The organism is Maledivibacter sp., assembly GCA_025210375.1.
Lineage (GTDB): Bacteria > Bacillota > Clostridia > Peptostreptococcales > Caminicellaceae > JAOASB01.
In genome coordinates, this window is the sequence record JAOASB010000006.1 from 1 (window position 1) to 22,795 (window position 22,795).

18 protein-coding genes and 6 tRNA genes are annotated in these 22,795 nt (G+C 35.4%); 3 read left to right on the forward strand and 21 right to left on the reverse strand.

Translation table 11 applies throughout. The annotated features are described in order from the left end of the window. Positions 1 to 320 precede the first annotated feature (320 nt). From glmS to cdaA, 14 genes are all read right to left on the reverse strand, one after another. Positions 321 to 2,150 (reverse strand): glutamine--fructose-6-phosphate transaminase (isomerizing), encoded by a 1,830-nt coding sequence (glmS, locus tag N4A68_02165; protein MCT4563126.1) that lies wholly within the window; start codon positions 2,148 to 2,150, stop codon positions 321 to 323. Positions 2,151 to 2,719: 569 nt separating this feature from the next. Continuing rightward, complete coding sequence (glmM, locus tag N4A68_02170; protein ID MCT4563127.1) at positions 2,720 to 4,066, reverse strand: phosphoglucosamine mutase; 1,347 nt, start codon at positions 4,064 to 4,066, stop codon at positions 2,720 to 2,722. 298 nt (positions 4,067 to 4,364) lie between these two features. Further along, the gene (locus N4A68_02175; GenBank protein ID MCT4563128.1) at positions 4,365 to 6,533 is read right to left on the reverse strand and encodes a methyl-accepting chemotaxis protein; all 2,169 of its coding nucleotides are present in this window, start codon (positions 6,531 to 6,533) and stop codon (positions 4,365 to 4,367) included. 363 nt (positions 6,534 to 6,896) lie between these two features. After that, positions 6,897 to 7,442, reverse strand: coding sequence for a 2-oxoacid:acceptor oxidoreductase family protein (locus tag N4A68_02180; GenBank protein MCT4563129.1), 546 nt, complete (start codon positions 7,440 to 7,442; stop codon positions 6,897 to 6,899). Position 7,443: 1 nt separating this feature from the next. Beyond that, a complete protein-coding gene (locus tag N4A68_02185) occupies positions 7,444 to 8,190 on the reverse strand; it encodes a thiamine pyrophosphate-dependent enzyme (protein ID MCT4563130.1) in 747 nt (248 codons plus the stop codon). After that, positions 8,190 to 9,251, reverse strand: coding sequence for a 3-methyl-2-oxobutanoate dehydrogenase subunit VorB (locus N4A68_02190; protein MCT4563131.1), 1,062 nt, complete (start codon positions 9,249 to 9,251; stop codon positions 8,190 to 8,192). The genes N4A68_02185 and N4A68_02190 overlap by 1 nt, the downstream gene beginning before the upstream one ends. A gap of 32 nt (positions 9,252 to 9,283) precedes the next feature. Next, positions 9,284 to 9,514, reverse strand: a complete 231-nt coding sequence (locus N4A68_02195; protein MCT4563132.1) for a 4Fe-4S binding protein — start codon at positions 9,512 to 9,514, stop codon at positions 9,284 to 9,286. Between the two features lie 159 nt (positions 9,515 to 9,673). Further along, positions 9,674 to 10,348 carry an ATP-binding protein gene (locus N4A68_02200; protein ID MCT4563133.1) on the reverse strand — a complete coding sequence of 225 codons (675 nt, stop codon included), beginning with the start codon at positions 10,346 to 10,348 and terminating at the stop codon, positions 9,674 to 9,676. 63 nt (positions 10,349 to 10,411) lie between these two features. Then, a complete protein-coding gene (gene buk / locus N4A68_02205) occupies positions 10,412 to 11,488 on the reverse strand; it encodes a butyrate kinase (GenBank protein ID MCT4563134.1) in 1,077 nt (358 codons plus the stop codon). A gap of 29 nt (positions 11,489 to 11,517) precedes the next feature. Continuing rightward, positions 11,518 to 12,426 (reverse strand): phosphate butyryltransferase, encoded by a 909-nt coding sequence (gene ptb, locus N4A68_02210; GenBank protein MCT4563135.1) that lies wholly within the window; start codon positions 12,424 to 12,426, stop codon positions 11,518 to 11,520. Positions 12,427 to 12,428: 2 nt separating this feature from the next. After that, entirely contained in the window at positions 12,429 to 13,508 is a 1,080-nt protein-coding gene (gene buk / locus N4A68_02215) for a butyrate kinase (protein ID MCT4563136.1), read from the reverse strand. 213 nt (positions 13,509 to 13,721) lie between these two features. After that, on the reverse strand, positions 13,722 to 15,437 hold the full coding sequence (locus N4A68_02220) for a sigma-54-dependent Fis family transcriptional regulator (GenBank protein MCT4563137.1): 1,716 nt from the start codon (positions 15,435 to 15,437) through the stop codon (positions 13,722 to 13,724). 28 nt (positions 15,438 to 15,465) lie between these two features. Then, positions 15,466 to 16,842: a CdaR family protein gene (locus N4A68_02225; GenBank protein MCT4563138.1), complete on the reverse strand. Its 1,377-nt coding sequence runs from the start codon at positions 16,840 to 16,842 to the stop codon at positions 15,466 to 15,468. Next, positions 16,835 to 17,674, reverse strand: coding sequence for a diadenylate cyclase CdaA (gene cdaA, locus N4A68_02230; GenBank protein ID MCT4563139.1), 840 nt, complete (start codon positions 17,672 to 17,674; stop codon positions 16,835 to 16,837). Before cdaA ends, N4A68_02225 begins: the two co-directional genes overlap by 8 nt. Positions 17,675 to 18,116: 442 nt before the next feature. On the opposite strand from cdaA, the gene N4A68_02235 reads away from it, so the two are divergent. After that, positions 18,117 to 18,821, forward strand: a complete 705-nt coding sequence (locus tag N4A68_02235) for a BON domain-containing protein (protein MCT4563140.1) — start codon at positions 18,117 to 18,119, stop codon at positions 18,819 to 18,821. A gap of 162 nt (positions 18,822 to 18,983) precedes the next feature. On the opposite strand, the gene N4A68_02240 is transcribed toward N4A68_02235, so the two are convergent. Further along, positions 18,984 to 19,430 (reverse strand): DMT family transporter, encoded by a 447-nt coding sequence (locus N4A68_02240; GenBank protein MCT4563141.1) that lies wholly within the window; start codon positions 19,428 to 19,430, stop codon positions 18,984 to 18,986. Between the two features lie 420 nt (positions 19,431 to 19,850). On the opposite strand from N4A68_02240, the gene N4A68_02245 reads away from it, so the two are divergent. Together N4A68_02245 and safA are read left to right on the forward strand one after the other, a co-directional pair. Beyond that, on the forward strand, positions 19,851 to 21,068 hold the full coding sequence (locus N4A68_02245; GenBank protein MCT4563142.1) for a 2,3-bisphosphoglycerate-independent phosphoglycerate mutase: 1,218 nt from the start codon (positions 19,851 to 19,853) through the stop codon (positions 21,066 to 21,068). A gap of 341 nt (positions 21,069 to 21,409) precedes the next feature. Next, positions 21,410 to 22,000 carry a SafA/ExsA family spore coat assembly protein gene (gene safA / locus N4A68_02250; protein MCT4563143.1) on the forward strand — a complete coding sequence of 197 codons (591 nt, stop codon included), beginning with the start codon at positions 21,410 to 21,412 and terminating at the stop codon, positions 21,998 to 22,000. Positions 22,001 to 22,085: 85 nt separating this feature from the next. Here the strand turns inward: safA and N4A68_02255 are convergent. From N4A68_02255 to N4A68_02280, 6 genes are all read right to left on the reverse strand, one after another. Then, positions 22,086 to 22,161 (reverse strand) — tRNA-Phe (locus tag N4A68_02255). A gap of 6 nt (positions 22,162 to 22,167) precedes the next feature. Continuing rightward, positions 22,168 to 22,243: transfer RNA gene (locus tag N4A68_02260), tRNA-Lys, on the reverse strand. 78 nt (positions 22,244 to 22,321) lie between these two features. Further along, a tRNA-Arg gene (locus N4A68_02265) sits at positions 22,322 to 22,398 on the reverse strand. Between the two features lie 8 nt (positions 22,399 to 22,406). Beyond that, positions 22,407 to 22,481 (reverse strand) — tRNA-Gly (locus N4A68_02270). A gap of 5 nt (positions 22,482 to 22,486) precedes the next feature. Continuing rightward, positions 22,487 to 22,570 (reverse strand) — tRNA-Leu (locus tag N4A68_02275). 106 nt (positions 22,571 to 22,676) lie between these two features. Further along, positions 22,677 to 22,752: transfer RNA gene (locus N4A68_02280), tRNA-Val, on the reverse strand. Between the last annotated feature and the right edge of the window lie 43 nt (positions 22,753 to 22,795).

Consider the following 22,795-nt stretch of genomic DNA (forward strand, 5'->3'; position numbering starts at 1 on the left):
CCATTTTTTCTCCCCGATATCGTGAAAATAAAAAAGACACGTAACTAGATTTTTAATCTGAATTACGTGTCCTTAACGAACAACTTTATTTTACTCCGAAGAGGTTTTTTTTACAGCGAAAGTGATTTTTTTGCTAATACACCTATATCGTAAGAGTTTCTTTTAATATAAAAGAGCCATGGGATTCAAGGCATTTTTAGCCCAAAATCACATGACTTTTATTACAACTTTATTTTCCTTAGTATGACTTTATTATTTTTAGTACGAATTTATTTTGTTAGCTCAGTTAGCACAATAGTCATAGGCGGTTTCTCTATCATCTATTCAACTGTTACAGATTTTGCAAGGTTCCTCGGTTTATCAACATCACACCCTCTAGCAACCGCTACATAATAAGAGAATAGCTGCTGGGATATTACACTGAGTATTGGTGTAAGCTCATCAATGGTGTCTGGTATATATATAACTGTATCCGCTGATTTTTCTACTTCTTTGTTTTCTTCCTTAGCTATGGCTACTACGTATGCCCCTCTTGCTTTTACTTCTTTTATATTGGATAGCATCTTTTCATATAGTCTGTTCTGTGTTGCTAGGGCTATTACTAGTGTTCCATCTTCTATTAGGGCTATTGTTCCGTGCTTGAGTTCTCCTGCTGCTATTGCAAAGGAGTTGATGTATGAGATTTCCTTAAGCTTTAGTGAACCCTCCATTGCTACGTCTATGTCTAAGCCCCTTCCCATGAAAAATACGCTTTCGTTGTTGAATTGTGTATCTGCAAGGTGCTGAACTCCAGTGCAATCATTTAATATGTGTTGTATCTTTTCCGGCATTCTTCCAAGCTCAGCTATTATTTCATCGTATCTTTCTCTGCTTAGCGTCCCCTTTGTTGCACCCATGTGTAGGGCAATCATATACATTGCTGTTAGCTGAGTAGTGTATGCCTTCGTTGATGCAACTGCTATCTCTGGTCCTGCCCATGTATAAAATACATCATGGGATTCCCTGGCAACTGAGCTTCCTACTACATTCACGATTGATAGAATTCTTGCTCCCTTTCTTTTTGCTTCCCTTAGGGCCGCCAAGGTATCCAATGTTTCTCCAGATTGGCTTATAGCTATAAATAGCGTATTTTCATCTATAAAGGGATCTCTGTATCTGAATTCCGATGCTATATCACATATCACTGGTATTTTCGCAAACTTTTCTATGGCATATTTCCCAATAAGTCCTGCATGATATGCTGTACCGCAGGCTACTATATATACTTTATTTATTTTCTCTAAGTCTTCCTTTGTAATTTGGATTCCATCTAATTCTATGGTTCCCTCTTTGTTTAATCTTCTGTGAAGTGTTTCATGAACTCCCTTCGGCTGCTCATGAATTTCCTTGATCATGAAATGCTCGTAGCCTTCTTTTTCTGCAGCTTCTACATCCCATGTCACCTCAAATATTTCCCTAGCCTGAATCTGCCTAAGTCCATTGAAGATAGTTACTCTTTCCTTAGTTAAAAGCACTACCTCATCGTTTTCTATTAATAATATATCCCTTGTATGCTTTAATATGGCTGGGATATCAGAGGCAAGGAAGTTTTCACCCTTTCCAAGTCCCACTATAAGGGGGCTATCCTTTCTAACTGCAACTATCTTATCGGGTTCAGACTTGCAAACAGCCGCTATGGCATATGCCCCTTCCATTTTTTCTATAGCTTTGAATACAGCATCTAAAAGGTCTCCCTCATAGTAATAATCTATAAGGTGAGCTATAACCTCGGTATCAGTTTCTGATTTGAAACAAACATTTTTTTCTTCTATTAACCATTCTTTTATTTTAATATAGTTTTCTATTATGCCGTTATGAATTACAGCTATATTACCAGATTGGTTTGTATGGGGATGAGAGTTTTTATCCGATGGCGCACCATGGGTAGCCCATCTTGTATGTCCGATTCCTATACAGCCATTGTAGTCCTTATCCCCTACATTATCGGCCAATATGCTGAGTCTCCCTTCATATTTCTCTACATGTATATCATTATCTTTAAATACTGCTATACCCGCCGAATCATAACCTCTATACTCAAGCTTTGATAATCCATCTATTAATATGGGTGTTGCTTTTTTATCTCCAATATATCCAACTATTCCACACATTTTAATGTCCTCCCTTTGTACTCACATTCACGATAGTAATTATTCATTCTAAATATATTTCTTGACTTGCGAATTTGTTAATTTTTTAACTAGTTTATACGCTTTTTTATTCTTTTCCCGTAGCTTCTTCAAAAAAGGCAAAAAGAACCCTTGTCTCACTCGACTTTTTTGTTCCCACAATCACTTATGGGGTTTGTAAAGCCTTTATCGATGGTGAGTTACACCGCAGGGCACCCGCCGACTAATCGATTAACCCTGACCTCGTCAACTTAAACCTCATTTATTCCGATCCGATTTAAGTCCTGGCGCTTTGTACGATACAAATTACAAGTTCCAAGTTGCTAGTATGTAAGTCAATTCTTCTGGGTCTTCTTAGAACTCTTAGCTAGACTAGAATATCCACTCTAGTTTGTATCATTATTAAATTGTTATCTACACCCTCACTCTATAGGCATCACCCCTTTCAATGATATAGATGTTGAAGGTTAAATATTAGCGGGCCGTAACTTTAAAGTCAAGATAGTCCGACCCAAGTAAATATTCTACATTCAACATATAACATTTCCCTATTATCCAAGTCTCGTCTCTATAAGCTCGACTAATTCCGTTGCATAGGTATCAAGGGATTCTTCGTTACTTCCCTCTATCATAACCCTAACCAAGGGCTCTGTTCCAGAAGGTCTTATAAGTACCCTTCCCTCACCATGAAATATTTCTTCTATTTCCTTTATTCTAGATGCTATGGCTTCATCCTCCAGGTATTTTTTCTTATTACCATTGTTAACCTTAGCATTTTTCAATACTTGAGGATATTTTGTCATGATAGAAGCAAGCTCTGATAAGGTTTTATCCTTCTTTTTAACTACCGATATCAGCTGTAGAGCCGACAAAAGACCGTCCCCAGTAGTATTATGCTCTAAGAAAATGATATGTCCTGATTGTTCTCCACCCAATATATATCCGCTTTTTTTCATTTCCTCTAGAACGTATCTATCGCCAACCTTAGTTTTAACTATATCACAATTATGTTGCCTTAAAGCTTTTTCCAAGCCAATATTACTCATTACCGTAGCAACCACAGCATTGTTTTTTAGTCTACCCTGTTCCATGAGGTACGATCCACAAACAGCCATTATTTTATCACCATCAATAATATTACCCTTTTCATCAACGGCAATAAGTCTGTCAGCATCTCCATCAAAGGATAACCCAAGGTCAGCTCCAGTTTTTAAAACATGCTGGCTTATAACCTCTGGATAAGTAGATCCACATTTATAGTTTATGTTGTAACCATCCGGATTGTGATTTATTACATTTATTTCTGCCCCAAGCTCCGATAGAGTTTTTGGTGCAGTCATATATGATGCTCCATTGGCACAATCAATAGCTATTTTCATCCCCCTTAGATCAACATCTATAGTTGTCTTTAGGAAATCTGTATAATCCTTTGTTGCGGTTTCTATTTGGACTTTCTTTCCTATTTCATTGCCAGTTGGTATGTAGTCTATATCCTTATCATTAAGTAAATAATCCTCTATCTCTTCTTCAACCTCGTCGGGCAATTTGAACCCATTTTCATTAAAGAATTTTATACCATTATATTCAACGGGGTTATGGGATGCCGATATAACTACCCCTGCATCAGCTCCATACTGTTTTATAAGGTATGATACTGCCGGTGTTGGTACTATACCAACACATAATGCATCGGATCCTGCCGATAATATACCAGCTATAAGGGCGGCTTCCAACATGTCTCCAGATACCCTCGTATCTTTTCCTACAATAATCTTAGCTTTTTTCTTTCCCTTTGTTAATATATATGCACCTATTCTACCTAGTTTATATGCTAATTCAGAAGTAAGCTCTGTGTTTGCCACTCCACGTACTCCATCGGTTCCAAAAAACTTGCCCATATTTCCCCTCCAATTTAAAGACTCCAATCTATTATATTCTATCATAATATGAAAATGGGAGCAATTGTGTTATATTTGAATATAATTACATATATTGACAAGTCCAGTAAATTAATTTAGCTATTATCCTAAACTTTAAAATATGACAAAGGGACGGACCAGCTAAACACAATGAAAAAAGTGTATTACAGCTATGTCAATCCCCATGTCATATTTTTAAAAAACTACTAATAAACCTATATTTTGATTCTTTTAAAGAGTAGAATGTGAAATATAGATTGAGATCCCTATAAATGGTCTATTCTATCTCTTCTTTATCTAGTTTGAATTTAACTATCGATTCATTCAATCTACCTACCAATGAAATAAGGTCCTCTGATATATGCTTGAGTTGTTCCGATGAACCAGACTGTTCTTCGGTAGCCGCCATGACCTCCTCCGTACTTGCTGCTTCCTCTTCTGTAACCGCTAGTATATTTTCTATAGAACCCATGGTTCTGTCCTTATACTCTATTATATCTTCAACTGCACTATTTACTTCTTCTACCTCTTTAATAATTGATTCTACGGAATTCTTTATCTCATTAAAGGCCGTATCAGTATCAAACACAGCATAATGCTGTTCTCCAAAGATTTTATCCCCCTCATCTACTGATTTTACAGTATTTATGACATCGCCATTTATACCATTGGCTAAATCTGTAATCTTATTAGATGCTTCCTTTGACTGCTCAGCTAATTTTCTTATCTCATCGGCTACAACCGCAAAGCCCTTGCCAGCTTCTCCGGATCTTGCAGCTTCGATGGCTGCATTTAAGGCTAACAGGTTCGTTTGCTCACTTATGCTTTGTATCAACTGTACTATATTGATTATCTCTGAAACCCTGTTCTTTAATTTTAAGATTGTATCCTTTGTAGAAGCAGATATTTTTGCATACTCTTCGGTTTTTTCATAAAGGCTTTTTACAGTTTGTGTAGCATTATTGCTGACCTCTTTTGTCTTATCCGTGGATTTTTTTACTTCTGTGATACTCTCAACCATATTATCTATTCTATTTGACAGTTCATCCATTATATTTGTGGTATCCTCTACCTCCTTGGCTTGATCCGATGCTCCATCGGCTATTTCACCAACGGAAACTGCCACCTGCTCAGATACAGATGAGTATTGCTCGGCTATTTGATTTACTGATTTTGTAGTAGCATCTACGGAATCAAAGGTAGTCTTGGTATCCATTATTAGCTGCCTAACGCTATCTATCATATGATTAAAGCTTGTGGATAGTTTACCAATCTCATCTTTGCCCTTTATGTCTGAATAAACAGTCAAATCTCCTTCTTCAACCCTATTCATCAATCCCATTATTTTCTTAAGGGGATTTGAAATATTGAATGCTAAGTAAATAGATATAAATACTGCTATTATGATACATAGAAAAGTGATTATCAGAGTAATCTGTCCTACCTTATTTACATCGCCCATCAGATATCCTAGGGGAACAACATATAATATCTTCCAACCATTTTCACAAGTACCGTATGAAACCAATTCTTCACCTAATATAAATGATCCTGATTGCCTATCCATTTGTATGTTCTTAGTATATTCTTCATGGATATCACTCTTTTGATTTTCCATGGGCTGTACCTCATCTACAGTTTGTGTATTTTCAGTATTTGGGTTAGGCTCATTGTTTTTTTCCATATTTTCTTTGTTTTCTTGGCTATTATAATGGTAGATAACATCATTTTCTTCATTTGCTATCAAAATGCTAGAATTTTTAACCATACTTAGATTGCTATATAATCCATCTATGGTTTTGGTTTCCATCTCAAATATAATTATGCCGGCTTCAACATTGTAATAGTCATTAATCTTTCTCATTACATGGAGCTTTTTATTGTTCTTAAGTAGTCCAGAAACCCAAAAAGCCTCACCCTTTGAAGCCTTTGCCTTCTTATAGACCTCTGTTTGTTCAAAGCCTCCACCCTCTATAAAATCCTTTACCTCGGTATTATTTCCAGCAGATATTATATCTCCATTATTTCTATAAATGGTGAATGACCTTATTTCTGGATTCGAAACAATTATAGACCAAAATATCTGCTCTATTTTTTTTGAGTCCTTCAGTTTTTCATAGTCATTTACATAGGATTCTTTGGCCAAGGTTTTTCTCAAATCTTGATTTGATGTTGCCAAAACCATTGATTTCTCAATTTCTTTTAATTTAGAATCCAATATGGATGAATTTTGCTTTGCCAACTGCTCAGACAAGCTTCCTACTTTGTCTTCAATTGTAGCCCCAAATCTTATAAATGAATAGCCCCCAACTATTAGTAATGGTACTACACTGAGTATGATAGAAAATATTATTAATTTTGCCTTAATTCCTAGACTGTTTTTCTTTCCCTTTTCCTTTTTTTTCTTAATAGCTTTCCTTTTTTTATCCTTAACAGGTTGTATCATGTTGCACCTCCAATACTATTAAAACCCCTATAGATTACAATATTCCAGCTCAAATATTTATACTATTTCAAATGTTTTGAGAAAATATATATAATATTATTTCTACATATAATTATTTTTTCCTTCTTATCATAGATGATTTTCAGCTAATATAGAATAAATATCCATAAATAGGACTAAAGTAACACATTCTAAATATAAAGCCCTATATTTCTACCCTCTTTGTGTTGTTTCCCCTAGAAAAATCGAGTCGAAGGAGGGGGATGGAGTACTTCTGCCTTTAGTAAAATTTATCTTTGGAAATTAAGCCAAAATAAAAAATGCAGGCAAGATTTAATCTTACCTGCATTTTTTATTTTTTTATTAAGCCTTTACCGCCTCTGCTCCCCTTTGAAGAGCTTCTTTATTTAATGGGATTAAATGTTCCTTAGAAGGTCCAAATACTTTCTTTAGAGCTTCTACAACGGATTCAACCTTTACCACCTTAGTTAGCTCTAAGTATGCTCCTAGCATAACCATGTTAGCAACCTTACCATTACCTATCTCTCCAGCTATTTCATTGGCAGGTATTAGGTAAGCTTTTATATCTTCTCTATCGGGCTTTCTATCTATTAATGAACTATTGATCAGAACCATTCCATCATTTTCTAATTCTACTTCAAATTTTATTAGGGATGGTAAATTCATAACTATAGCTGCTGTAGCATTATGAGCTATAATTGGAGAACCTATGGGAGTATCTGATACAGTAACATTACAGTTTGCTGTACCACCACGCATTTCAGGTCCATAAGATGGTAACCATGATACATGCTTTCCTTCTAGCATTCCAGCATAGGAAAGAAGCTGTCCTATTGACATAACTCCTTGACCACCAAAACCAGCACAAATTACTCTTTGCATTGTCATATTACTTTACCTCCTCTGGAGTACGGAAATTTCCTAGTGGATAATATGGAAGCATGTTGTCTTCTAACCACTTAAGCGATTCTACTGGAGTTAATCCCCAGTTAGTTGGACATGTGGATAGTACCTCTACTATGGTAAAGCCTTTACCCGCTATTTGATATTCAAAAGCCTTCTTAATAGCCTTTTTGGCCTTCCTTATATTTGCAGGGTTGTGGACAGATACTCTTTCCACATATGATGCACCAGGAATAGTAGCAAGCATTTCAGATACCTTAAGTGGCATTCCCATAAGCTTTGGATCTCTACCATAAGGGGAAGTGGTAGCTTTTTGTCCTGGTAATGTTGTTGGAGCCATTTGTCCACCCGTCATACCGTATATAGCATTGTTAACAAATATTGTAGTGAAATTCTCACTTCTATGGGCTGCATGTACGATTTCAGCTGTTCCTATTGATGCTAAATCCCCATCGCCTTGATAAGTAAATACAACACTTTCTGGATGTACTCGCTTCACTCCAGTTGCAACGGCAGGGGCACGACCGTGGGCAGCCTCATGCATGTCACAATTAAAATAATCATAGGCTAAAACTGAACATCCAACAGGTGCAACACCTATTGAGTCACCTAAAACTCCTAATTCCTCTAAAACTTCTGCTACCAATCTGTGGATTATACCATGTGTACATCCTGGGCAGTAATGGAATGGAATCTCTGCTAAACCCTCTGTTCTCTTAAATACTACAGCCATTACTTAACACCCCCTAACATTTCTTTAGCCTTATCAACAATTTCCTGTGGTGATGGGATCATTCCACCGACTCTACCATAGAATCCCACAGGCAGTCTACCATTGTTAGCAATTTTTACATCATCTAACATTTGTCCACAACTCATTTCAACAGTCAAGATACCCTTTGCGGTTTTAGGAATTTCATCAAAAGCTTTATGGGGAAATGGCCATAAAGTTATCGGTCTTATTAGCCCTGCATTTATTCCCTCAGCCTTCAATAATTCAATAACATTTTTAACTATCCTTGAAGTAGTGCCATAGGCACAGAATACTAGCTCTGGATTTTCCATATTATACATTTCATACATAACTTCGTTCTTTTCGATTTCTCTTAATTTATTTTGAATCTTATGGTTTAGATCCTCTAATTCTTGGGGATCAAGTCTAAGTGAGTTTATAATATTTGGCTTTCTCTTACCCTTTGTTCCAGTTGTAGCCCAATCCTTAGGTGAAAGCTGTCTTTTCTTAGGTTCTTTAAATTCGATTGGCTCCATCATTTGTCCAATCATACCATCGCCAACAACCATAACTGGATTTCTATAGTAATCAGCAACTTCAAAGGCTTCCATAGTTAAATCAACTGCTTCTTGAATGTTTGCTGGAGCATAAACAACTAATTTATAGTCTCCGTTTCCCCCACCTCTAGTTGATTGATTATAATCCGATTGAGCTGGCTGGATACCCCCAAGACCAGGACCTCCCCTTACTATGTTTACAATAACACATGGAAGTTCTGCCCCTGCTATATATGAAATACCTTCTTGTTTTAAAGCAATTCCCGGTGAAGATGATGAAGTCATAACCCTTGCACCTGCTCCAGCTGCACCATATACCATATTAATTGCTGCAACTTCACTTTCTGCTTGAACGAATGTTCCACCATGCTTACCAAATTCTCTAGCCATAAATTCTGGCAATTCATTTTGTGGTGTTATTGGATAGCCAAAGAAAAACTTACAACCAGCTTTTATAGCCGCTGCACCGATGGCCTCATTACCTTTCATCAATATTCTAGCCATACCTTTATTTCCCTCCTCGATATTTAAATATCCTATTTCTCAATTTCTCTTTCAACTGATATTACAACATCAGGACAGATAGTGGCACAATTTCCACATCCTATACACTTATCCATCTGTTTAACTGTTGCTGGATGATATCCCTTGATGTTAATTCTCTCTGTATCCATTTCGATTATGTTAACTGGACATACTGTTGTACAAAGCTCACAGCCTTTACATAAGTCTTCTTTAAAAGAAACCTTTCCTCTTGCTTTAGCCATTGTTACAACCCTCCTTGATTAAAATTATATAAATTCTTAGCTATTAAAGATAATCCCCTTTAAACCTTAACTTCTTTTTCAGAGAAAATAATGAATATTGTTACATTTTTTCTCTGAAAACATTAAATTGTAAAAGAGAATGTCCATGGGTTTCACAAATTACATCCAATCTTCCCTCATATACATTTTTATAGGGAATATCTGCCCTGCAATTTCCTTAGGCAGCTGTTTAGCAACCTTTTCTAAGGCACTGACATATTTGATTGGTAAAGACAGTTTTTCTGAAACCTTCATAGCAAGTTCTTGCCCTACTAATACATCCTTTACAGTTGTTTCTCTAAGCAGGTGAGTACTATTAATAATTCCAGTAACCTTGGTTCTAGATGTGGCTTCAATTCCTTTAATATGTTCTACTGCATCCTCTACATTTTGAGTACCAGGTCTATTTGCATTTAGAACACAGAACATATCATAGTTACCTTCTTTGAAGGAAGCATAATATCTTGCTAATGCCCTTGCTCCCACTGCATCTCCTCCCACGTCTAAAACGAGATCATAGGATTCATCTTGTATTGGAGCCAGTACACTTGCAGAAACAGCTGGCAGGTCAACACCGGATTTCATGCCTAAAGAGTTTCCTATAACCTTGATACCCTTTTCCTCCATAATGTCCTGTTTTTCCCTTGACCGGAAATATGGATTTACTACATCCAAATCTCCCAAGGCAACTTTTTTGCCTTGATCCGCAAGCTTCATGGCATAATTTACTGCAAACTCAGTTTTACCACTACCATAATGTCCTATAATAATTCTTATTCTATTATCATTTAGCATATAATCACCTTCATTATGTTAAATGTTATATGAGAAAAGAACACCTGAAAACATTCAACATCCCTATTTATATTCCTGTGCCTGCTCTTCACCTCTTAATACCCTTAGTCCACCTTCTGCCAATGCCATCATTTCATCTTCTCCAGGATATACTATTATATCTGATATGAATTCTACCTTTTCAGTTATCCAGTCTACAAACATTTTATCGTATGCAATACCACCGGTTATAACTATAGCATCAACAGCTCCCTTTAATATTACACTACAGCTTCCTATTTCCTTTGCTACTTGATATGCCATTGCTTTATAAACAAGTTCAGCTTTTTTATCTCCATTTTCAATCATCTTTACAACTTCTCTGCCATCATTTGTGCCAAGGTAAGCCACTAATCCTCCCTTACCCTTTATCATTTTTTTAATCTGATCATGGGTATATTCTCCTGAGAAACAAAGCTTAGCTAAATCGCCAACTGGAAGTCCTCCAGATCTTTCAGGAGAAAACGGGCCTTCTCCATCTAGGGCATTATTAACATCTATAACCCTTCCATTTTTATGGGCTCCTACTGAAATTCCTCCGCCTAGATGGGCTACTATAAGGTTCATTTCTTCATAATCTTTGCCTTTTTCTTTAGCTGCACGTCTTGCAACGGCTTTTTGATTCAATGCATGAAATATGCTTATTCTATCTATTTCAGGCATACCAGATATCCTTGCCACATCCTCCATTTCATCTACAACAACAGGATCTACTATAAAAGCAGGAATGTTTAAATTCGATGCTATTTCACAGGCTAATATTCCTCCCAGGTTAGATGCATGTTCTCCTAAAACTCCTACCTTTAGGTCGTCAAGCATCTTATCATTTACACTATAGGTCCCACCTTCTATGGGCTTTAAGAGTCCACCTCTACCCACTACTGCACTTAACTTTGTCAGATTTATTTCCTTTTCATTTAATGCATCTAATATTACATTTTTTCTAAATTCGTATTGATCATATACCTTTTCATATTTATTTATTTCCTCAGTAGGATGTCTTAAAGTGGTTTCAAGAACAGATTTCTCGTTGTCATATATTGCTATTTTAGTAGAAGTCGATCCTGGATTTATTGCCAATATTCTATATACATTAGTCATTTTTATATCACCTTTCACCGTCAACGTTTTTATGCTTCCTTTGCCGCCATTAATACAGCTAATGCTATTGAATTCAGTTTGCTTTCTTCACTATCAGCTCTTGAAGTAAGTACTATAGGAGCCTTAGCCCCTACAATAATTCCTGCATTCTTGGAACCTGAGAAAAATACCATTGATTTGTATAATACATTTCCAGCTTCTATAGTTGGTACCATTAATATATCCGCATAACCTGCAACTGGATGATCAATACCCTTATGTTTTGCAGCCTCAACCGATACGGCATTATCTAATGCAAATGGGCCCCCAACCATACAACCCTTTATTTCTCCGTTTTTGTTCATCTTTTCTAGCTCAGCCGCATCAACCGTTGGAGGCATCTTAGGATTGACCTTTTCCTTTGCACAAACAGCAGCGACCTTAGGCTGATCTATATCCAAAGAGTGGGCTACCTTAACGGCATTTTCAATTATTTGCTTCTTAGTGCTGAGATCAGGTGCTATATTCATGGCAGCATCAGTAACAAAGAACAGTCTATCGTAACCTGGAACATCGAATACTGCCACATGGCTAAGTACATTGCCGGTTCTAAGACCTACCTCTGCATTGAGTACAGCCTTTAGTATAATTGAAGTATCAACTAGTCCCTTCATTACTATATGGGCCTTTCCAGATGAAACTAATTCAACGGCCTTTAATGATGCTTCATTTAAATCCTTTATATCTATGATTTCATATTTACTTATATCTATAGATTTTTCCTTTGCTATTTTCTGTATCTTTTCTTTATCTCCAACTAGTATGGCATCGGCAATACCCATCTGTTTCGCTTGATCTATTGCCATAAGTACTTCCCCATCCTGGGCACATGCTATTGATATAGTTTTGGGTCCTCTTTCCTTAGCAAATCTTAAGACATCATCAAAATTTTTAATCATTACTACACCTCATTTTCATAGATTTTTGCTACCTCTTCACCAGATATTACCCTAAGAACACCTTCATTTAAGGCTCTCATTTCGTTTTCACCTGGCTGAATAATTACGGGAGCAATAAATCCAACCATATCCTTAATATAGTCAATTAGCATTTCAGAATAAGCCATACCACCAGTAAGTATTATTGCATCTATATCCCCTTCTAAAGCTACTGACATACCTCCAATTTCCTTGGCAATTTGATATCCCATCGCTTGGAATATTAGATCAGCCTTTTTATCACCATTTTCAATCATTTCTACAGCTTTCCTAGCATCATTTGTTCCTAGATATGCCATAAGTCCACCTTTACCACGTATTTTCTTTTTGACCTCTGGGTATGTATAGTCTCCAGAAAAACACATTTTTACTAATTGCCTAACTGGAAGTCCACCGGTTCTCTCAGGAGAAAAGGGCCCCATTTCACTGGCATTGTTTGCATCTATCATTTTCCCCCTTTTGAGGGGAACCACAGAAATTCCACCACCTAGATGAGCTATAAGTAAATTTAATTCCGTTACCTTTTTCCCCTTGTTTTTAGCAACATTATGGGCTACAGCATTTATATTTAAAGCATGCAATAAAGAACGTCTTTTTAAATGGGGTATACCTGAGATTCTCGCAATATCATTAAATTCATCAACTGCAACGGGGTCAACTATATATGATTCTATACCTTCAATATCTCCAATGCTTTTTGCTATAATTCCACCAAGATTCGATGCATGTTCTCCCTGCACCCCAACCCTTAAATCCTCTATCATAAAATCAGTTACTTTATAAGTGCCACTTGGCATAGGCTTTAATAACCCACCTCTACCGACTACAGCCTTAAGCTGGGATGTTTCATAACCCTCTTCCTTTAGCCAATCAAGAATAATATTCCTTCTATACTCAAATTGATCAGCTATTGTTTCATATTTGTCCAATTCCTGAGTAGAATGGTTTAAATTTTTCTGTAAAACGTTTTCTGTATCTTTAAAAATTGCTACCTTTGTCGATGTAGAGCCTGGATTAATAACCAATATATATTGTCTGCTCATTTCGCATCGGCACCTCCATATTTTTTTACACTTTATTTAATAAGCAAATTGTGTGCCAAGATATTAGTATTATATTTCTTAGTTTCAACTATTGTATTTTTCCCATTTTATATAATGAGTATTACTATTTTTTCATTTTAGTTTCTTTTAAGCAAGATTTTGCACGAAATAAATTGCACACTTCTAGAAGAAGTGTGCAATTTATTTCGTTTTTTACAATCCGTATTTCTTTATTTTATAATATAGATTTCTAATTGAAACCTTCATTTCCTTTGCTGTTTTGGTTTTATTATATTTATTCTTTTTTAATATCCTATCAATATATTCCTTTTCAACTTTTTGTACTACTTCTTCAAGTGAAAATGTATCTTTTTCTTTTTCAATAATATCAAAGTCATTTGATATGGGCTTTTTTCTATTTTTTTCTATATTTTGGGGTAAATGATAGGACTTTATAATTGTTTCATTGAATTTCATATTGATAATAGCTCTACCAATATGATTTTCAAGTTCTCTGACATTACCGGGCCAATCAATTTCCATAAGTATTTCCAAAGCTTCCTTCGATATATCCGTAACGTATCTTCCATATTCTTGATTATATTTTCTTATGAAATGTCTTGTTAACTCGTATATGTCTCTTTTATGCTCCTTTAATGATGGTATTCTTATTGGAATAACATTTAATCTATAATATAGGTCTTCTCTAAATCTTCCTTGTTTTACAGCCTGTTCTAGATCCACATTTGTAGCCGCTAAAATTCTTACATCAATTGTAACAGGCTTTGTTCCTCCTACCCTTACTACTTCTTTTTCTTGAAGGACTCTTAGAAGCTTTGCTTGAGTACTCATCTTTATCTCACCAATTTCATCTAAGAAAATAGTACCACCGTGGGCCATCTCAAATAGTCCCTTTTTACCTTCCTTTAATGCTCCTGTAAATGCTCCTGCTTCATATCCAAACAATTCACTTTCCAATATTCCTTCACTTATAGCTGCACAATTCACCCTAACAAACTGTCCATATCTTCTATTGCTTGCATTGTGTATGGCATGGGCAAAAAGCTCCTTCCCCGTTCCACTTTCCCCTCTCAATATAACAGTGGCAGGAGTTACTGCAGCTATTTTTGCTTTTTCTATGGCATTAACTAATTTCTCATGGGATCCAATTATATCATCGAAGGTATATTTTGCCTCTAGATTTCTGATTATCTTCTTTGCTTCATCTAACTCCGAAGTAAGTCTTTTTATTTCCGTCAGGTCGTGGATGACTCCCACACTTCCTCGCAGTTCCCCACCCACAAGCATAGGTGCCGCATCGATTATTACATCCTTCCTTTTAGGCCCTACCTTTATTCTAGCTCCTTTAATGGGCGCTTTTGATTTTAACACCTTTAGGTGGATACTTTCTCCCTCGGATATATCAACGGAGCAATGCTTACCTATCATATCCTCCTTAGATAGCCCTGTAAGCCTTGTATAGGCTGGATTTACGAGAACCCCTATACCATTTTGATCTACGACAGAGATTGCATCCTGTGTGGAGTTAAATATCGCCTCAAACATTATTTTCATTTCCTTTAAATCAGTTATTTCTTCTGCTAAATCAACTATTTCTGTTATATCTCTAAAAACTGCCACCGCTCCTATTATCTTGCCATTTTCATCCCTTACTGGCATTCGATTTGTTACAATATTTATATCTCCTAGAGGCTGTTTCCTATTCAGTTCCGATTCACCGGTTTTTAGTATATATGGAAGTCTTGTGGTCTCCACGACATCTGTTATATGCTTTCCTATAACATCATCTACATCGTGCTTTGTCAACCTTTCTGCGGCCTTATTATATAAGGTTATTATGCCCTTTGAGTCAACTGCTATCATTGCATCATGGGTAGAATTTAATATGATCTCAATTTCTTTTTTCATCTTCTCACCTCTAATAATATTGCCTGGATTAATTTCCAGGCATATCAATGGTTTCCTCCGTTGGTTGTTCTTCATCTATAGTGTCATCTATAGCATTATCCGTAGTATTATCCGTAGTATCGTCTACAGTATCATCTGTATTCTCGTTCATAGTCTCACTTATATCCTTCTTATCATATATTTCTATCTCAATATTATTAGGTTCGATCTCGATATTTTCATATTTATGATTTTTATTAAGCTTCAAATCAAGAATATAAATTCCTTCATCCAAGTCTTGTGCATCTATAATCAATTCTAAATCACTTCTCTTTACATCCTTTAATACACTTCGTACATCACTAATTTTTATCTTGATATCTTCACTTAGCTCCCCAATATTAGTAGTTAATGCTCCATTAAGATTATTAACAGATATTTGGTTGGCTTTAAAGGTAAATTCCTTTGTTTCTATCTTTTCTACTACAATCCTAACCTCAGGTAAAGCTTGTAGATATGGCATTTCGATGTTCTTCTCTTTAACAAAATTCACTTCAGTCACTAGGCTCTCATTTAGTTCTTCCACATTTATAGGCTTGGTAAAGATTTCATTTATCTTTTTTATTATTTCTTCTTTACCCTTGATAGTAACAGTTTTGGGGCTAACCTCTATGTTTGTAATCTTGTATCCTTCCTTAGGCTTTCCCGTTATTACGGGTTTAATATCAATATTCTTCAGCTTCTCCATAGGTAACAATACATTTACACTTTTCGTTTTAACTTCAACTCCTATAACATCTTTTCCTTCGTTATTTACGGCCCTAACAGGTATGCTATTTCTAATGGTGGCTTTAGCTCCATCAACATTTATCTCTCCAATAACCTTAGTTACAGATTCCACCTTTGATTCTGGCCCTTCAACTAAGATTTCCTCTGGAGTAATTTTTTTTGTTCCAATCACATAGCTCTTTGCTGGAGCCCCTTTTTCAAATACCTCAACTGGCTTTTGTCTTTGTACTATCTTATCTAATCTAACCTTGATTTGCTGAGGTGATATATTGACCTCAATATTTGCAGGTTTACTTACATCCAATGGCACACTGTTTACGCCCTTTGGAAATCCTCTTAAATCAGCGGTTATTTTTATGTCGTCTAAGGATATCTTTTTTAGTTCATTTCTTTTACCACTTATTTTCAAATCCACAGTATAGTCATTCTGGTCAATAATTACAAGTCCAGAACTTTGTAACTCCTCAACATTTAAAAGGTTAACCTTAACATTTTCCTTTGAAATATAGTCCTCAGGATTTACTTCTCCCATAACATATATATATAGAACTATTGCAAATAGTATTGATACTAATTTAGGGGTTGTATTCCTTGACAATTTACTGCTTTCAAATAGCCCCCTCATAAACTTAATCATTTCTATGCCTCCACTTCAAATTCAAATTAATTAGTTTATTCTGTTTTTCAGGACTGAAGGCTTCCTTGACTATCGTTTTTAATGTGTCTATATCTAAGAATCTTGAAAGCTTACCCCCCATAGAAACGGATATTCCACCAGTTTCCTCTGAAACCATTATAGCTAAAACATCACTAGTTTCTGATATACCTATACCTGCCCTATGTCTTGTCCCAAGGGTTTTGCTTAAATTAGGATTTTCAGATAGTGGTAAAAAGCACCCTGCAGCCATAATTTTATCTTTTCTTATAACCACCGCACCATCATGAAGAGGTGTATTTGGAATAAATATATTAATAAGCAAGCTGCTGGATATCTTACCCTCAATAATATTTCCAGTTTCTATAACCTCATTGATACCAGTGTCTCTTTCCATGATTATTAATGCCCCTATCTTCTGTCTAGATAAGGAAGCCACAGCATCGGTTATCTCTTGTATCCTATTATCAAGATCTTCATGGGCTATTTCAGCAATATTTTGAGTTAAGTATATTCTACTTCTTCCCAAATGCTCTAAGGCCTTTCTAAGCTCCGGTTGAAAGACTATTAATAGGGCTATGAATCCCACGGTAATTGTTTTTTCTAAGATATAATTAACTACATATAATTTCGACCAATCGCTGAGCTTTGTCGCTACAAGTAAAATTAGTAGACCTTTAATAAGCTGCTCTGCCCTTGTGTCTCTAATAAGCATGTATAATTTATAAAAAACAAATGCCACAATGGTCATATCTAAAATATCTCTCAGTCCTATGTTTGAAATCATATCCAGTAGTTGTTCCAAGTTAAACACCTCTTAGTAATTATATATTAATCTTATTGTACAGTTTTTTAAACAGTTCTTCAATATTACTATTGTATTATTTATTAATTTAATTTTAAACCCAGTTTTCAAAAAAATTATTATATTACTTCAGTAATCGTTAAGTTCTATTATATATTTATTTTGTTAAATGATGTGTCATATTTTGAATAAAAAGTATTAATTTTTTATTACATTGTACTTCTTATATGTACTTTGATATAGATATTCCAGGTAAACAGTCAAATCAAGGATGATATCCCCATATTAGGCTTAGCCAAGTCAGAGTTATGCAATTTCCTAAATATATGGGTTTCTTATTTTATACCCCTAATATTACAAATTTATTTTATAAATTATCTTTTTTTGTGGAAAAATATGAACAAAGTCGTCTGACGACACTTTGTAGTTTTATGCTGAAAGGATGGTTAATATGGAAGATAAAAGAACTAATTGGATTAGTAATAATCAAACTCCATCACTGGATAATTTAATTGTCGACAAAATAAAAGACCAATTAGAGGAAAAGATGCAAGCAAGTGCAATGGATGTTAATGTCTTTTGTAAGGATGGATATGTTCATTTGTCAGGAATTGTAGATGTTTTGGCGGAGAAAATTAAATCTGAGGATATTGCTAGAAGTATAGATGGAGTAAGAAAAATAGAAAACAAGATAACTATAGCTATGGATAGCAATATTACAGATAAGCACATGGAAAAAGAAATAAGTAGTAGGTTAAGAAAGGATCATACCTTAGACGGAGTGAGTCCAAAGGTTAATGATGGTGTATCTAATTTAATTGGTTCTGCCCCCACCTTAAGAGATGCAAAGGAAGCGTGCAGGCTGGCATCAAAAACTAGGGGTATTAAAGATGTAGTAAATAATATTAAGATCGAATCCTATGGTAAATATGATGATTCAATTATAAGCAGTCGAGTTGCTCAGGCTCTTACTACTACTGACCTAAGTCTTATGGATATTGATCATAGGGTCCAGGATGGTAAGTTAACTCTATCGGGCTATGTGAACAATAGACAAGAAGTAGAATTGGCAAAGGAATTGTCCATGGAAGTAGAAGGTGTAAGAAAAGTTGTAAACAGACTCAAGATACGTAGGGATAATCAAAGGCAAATATAATCATGTAGTTCCATGTTCCAAGTTGAAAGTTACAAGTTTTTACGTTATTCTTTTATATCTGTGAAACTTAAAAATAAAATATGATTATTTTTTAAAACCCACTGTACACACTTTGAGACTTGGAGCTTGGGACTAAAAGGCGTTATTAAGCGCCTCTTTTTACTATTTATAAAACAACCCTATTCCTACTAGCATGGCCATAAGTCCCAATACCCTATATCCCGATATACCATTTTGTACTACCCCAAAGAAACCAAAGTGTTCTGTGATCATAGCCGTAAATAATTGACTGAAAACTATCACTGCAAAAGCCACTAAGGGACCAGTTTTCATTATAGAAATGGTCATAAAGCTCATTATTCCTATGCCAAGAAGAGCCGAAATGATTAAAAAAACAAACCCAAATTTGATATCCTTTAATTTGATGATATTTCCCAAAAATTGTCTTCTAAATAGAACCACAGTTGATAATATAAGAAACTGGGTTGTTACAGGAACGAATACTGTAGTAAATACTCCCACCTTTGTGCCCATCATCCCATTTATACCACCCTGTAGAGCTATAAATATACCTCCTAATACTGCAGCTATTATTCCATAATACAACATTTATTTTCCCCCATGGTTTTCATTAATTTCTTTTTCTTCAAAATTCTTTATTTACTCTTCTTTTACATCATATTTCCTGGGAAATACAATTAATAATTTGTATTTATCTAATATTTTTAAATTCGACACAATTAGTATATCATATTATGTTTTATATTGTATATGTGAATACTAGTAAAATTCGACAATAAACCTTTTAATCTGTTGAAGAATATTTAGACAATTAATTACATAATTTATAAGTAAAAGTCACCATATACGGTTTTATGATTTGAGCTACTTTATTGCTCAATTAAAAATACTATGGGAATTTAAGTAGAGACTTTCATTTATACGCATCAAAGATTCTTAGAAGTACTGAATCTTTTAATACATATAAATTAAGCTTTACTATACAAGCCCTATATTGGAGGAGATTTTATGAATCATGAAGAGATTCTACAAAGTGTGATCAAATGTAATAATTCTAAAATTGCCCTAATTGTATTAGATGGCATCGGTGATATTAGAAATAGAGACTATAATTATAAAACGCCCCTTGAATATGCTAAGACTCCAAATCTCGACAAGCTAGCTAGCGAATCGGTTTTGGGTAGAATGATTCCCGTCTCCTTGGGAATAACTCCAGGAAGCGGCCCTGGCCATTTGGGGCTTTTCGGATATGATCCAATAAATATTACCATAGGTAGAGGAGTACTAGAGGCGGTAGGCTTAGGATTGAATTTACAAAATGGAGATGTAGCCGCAAGATGTAATTTTGCCACCATCAGTGAAGATGGCAAAATAATTGATAGAAGAGCTGGAAGAATAGCAACAGAAAAAACAATAGAGCTTTGTAATATCCTGAGATCCATAAAAGAAATTGACGATGTGGAAATAATAATTGAACCTGGAAAAGGCCATAGATTTGTTACTATATTTAGAAGCAAGAATAAAAAAATTGATTCCCTTATAAATGATACGGACCCCCAATCCGAAGGAAAAGCACCTTTAACAGCCAAAGGAAATAATGAAGCATCTGTTTTTTTAGCTTCTGTAGTAAATCAATTTCTTAAAAAAGGGTTTGAACTTCTAAGTAATTATGACAAAACGAATGGCTTTTTAACTAGGGGTTTTTCTAAGAAACCCGATCTTCCAAGTATGAGAGAAAAATATTGTTTAGAATCAGCTGCCATAGCTACTTATCCTATGTATAGAGGCATTGCATCCTTATTGGGTATGAAGCTTTTAGCAGCTCCGGATTCAATAGACGGCCTATTTGAAACCTATGTTAAAAACAAGCAAAAATATGATTTTTTCTTTATACATGTTAAGGGAACTGACCAAGCAGGTGAAGACGGAGACTTTGAATCTAAAGTAAGCTGTATAGAAAAGGTAGACAAAGCCCTTTCAGTACTTTTGCAAAATAGACCCGATGTAATTGCTATAACTGGTGATCACTCATCGCCTTGTCCCATGCGTTCCCATAGCTTTCATCCAGTTCCAGTCCTACTAAATGGTGAATTTTCTGGAAGAGATGATGTTGTATGCTTCCATGAAAATGCATGTAATGTTGGAGGCCTAGGTTTTTTTGAAAGTAAATACCTAATGACACTGCTTTTAGCTAATGGAAAGAGACTTAATAAGTTTGGAGCGTAAGAAAAGCATCAGTGGACGCTTTTCCAGTCCTAAGTAACAAGCTCTAAGATTCGGGTCACTCTTTTGGGTATAGAAACAAAATCCCATAGATTTGGTTAGTAGATTTTTATTTTCACGTGATTTAGATTTATAATTTTTAGCTTAATTAATTTATTTTAAAAGGTAAAAAACAAATTAATTGTTTTTTATCTTGTTTTTTTATTAAGATAATTTATGCCTATCTGACATTTTTATCATGTAATTATTTGATTGATTATAAGAAAAACTATATATGAAAGGAGGGAATATTTTTGAAGAGAAATAAATTATTATTGACTTTTTTTAGTGTCTTGTGTTTATTAATGATTTTCAGTTTAGGCAATGTTCATGCCCAAGCACAAAACAATGATACCGATGTATATATAGTAAAAAGTGGTGATTCTTTATGGAAGATTGCTGTAAAATATCAAGTAGGCATAAGTGAAATTATTTCGGCAAATCCACAGTTCAAAAATCCAGATTTAATATACCCTGGAGATAAAGTATATATTCCTTTATTTAGTACAGTTAAAGCCATAGAGAAGGAAGTTGTAAGATTAACCAATATTCAAAGACAAAATTATGGCCTACCTCCTCTTAAACATAATTGGCAATTATCAAGGGTAGCAAGATATAAGTCCGATGATATGAGAAATAAAGGATATTTTAGTCATACTTCTCCAACCTATGGATCGCCATTCAAGATGATCACTGATTTTGGAATCAGATATTCTACTGCGGGAGAAAACATTGCTATGGGTCAAAGAACTGCCCAGGATGTAGTTACCGGATGGATGAATTCATCGGGACATAGGGCCAATATCCTAAGTAAAAATTTTACTGAAATCGGAGTTGGATATTCAAAAAATTCAAGTGGACGAACGTATTGGACACAAATGTTTATAAGACCTTAAATATAAAGTGAATAACCCTAACTTTATAACAGCTATTTTATACAACAAAAAAACATCTGATATATTTATATCAGATGTTTTTAAATGGTGCCCAGAGGCGGAATCGAACCACCGACACGGGGATTTTCAGTCCCCTGCTCTACCGACTGAGCTATCTGGGCAAATACTGGTGACCCATCCGCGACTCGAACGCGGGACACCCTGATTAAAAGTCAGGTGCTCTACCGACTGAGCTAATGGGTCATATACAATGTATTGATTTAAAGTCTTAAGACCATAAAAAAAACTACCTACAAGTTCTAGTAGCGATTTTTATTTTTATGGCGTGCCCACAGGGATTCGAACCCCGGACACACGGCTTAGAAGGCCGTTGCTCTATCCTGCTGAGCTATGGGCACAAATAAAATGGAGCGGTAGAAGGGATTTGAACCCTCGACCCTCGCCTTGGCAAGGCGATGCTCTACCACTGAGCCACTACCGCATATATGGTGCGGGTAGAGGGACTTGAACCCCCACGTACAAGACACTAGATCCTAAGTCTAGCGCGTCTGCCAATTCCGCCATACCCGCATAAAAAATTCTCTATAAAGTTTATAAAAAAAGAAGTTTATTTGCCTATCGACAAATACCGTAAAATTTCCTTTGAGCTAAAGCTCGCTATAAAATTTTACTAACTTGGTGGGCGCAACAGGGCTCGAACCTGTGACCCCCTGCTTGTAAGGCAGGTGCTCTCCCAGCTGAGCTATGCGCCCAAGCCAGCTACTAAATAGTAGCTATTTTTTGGTGACCCCTAGG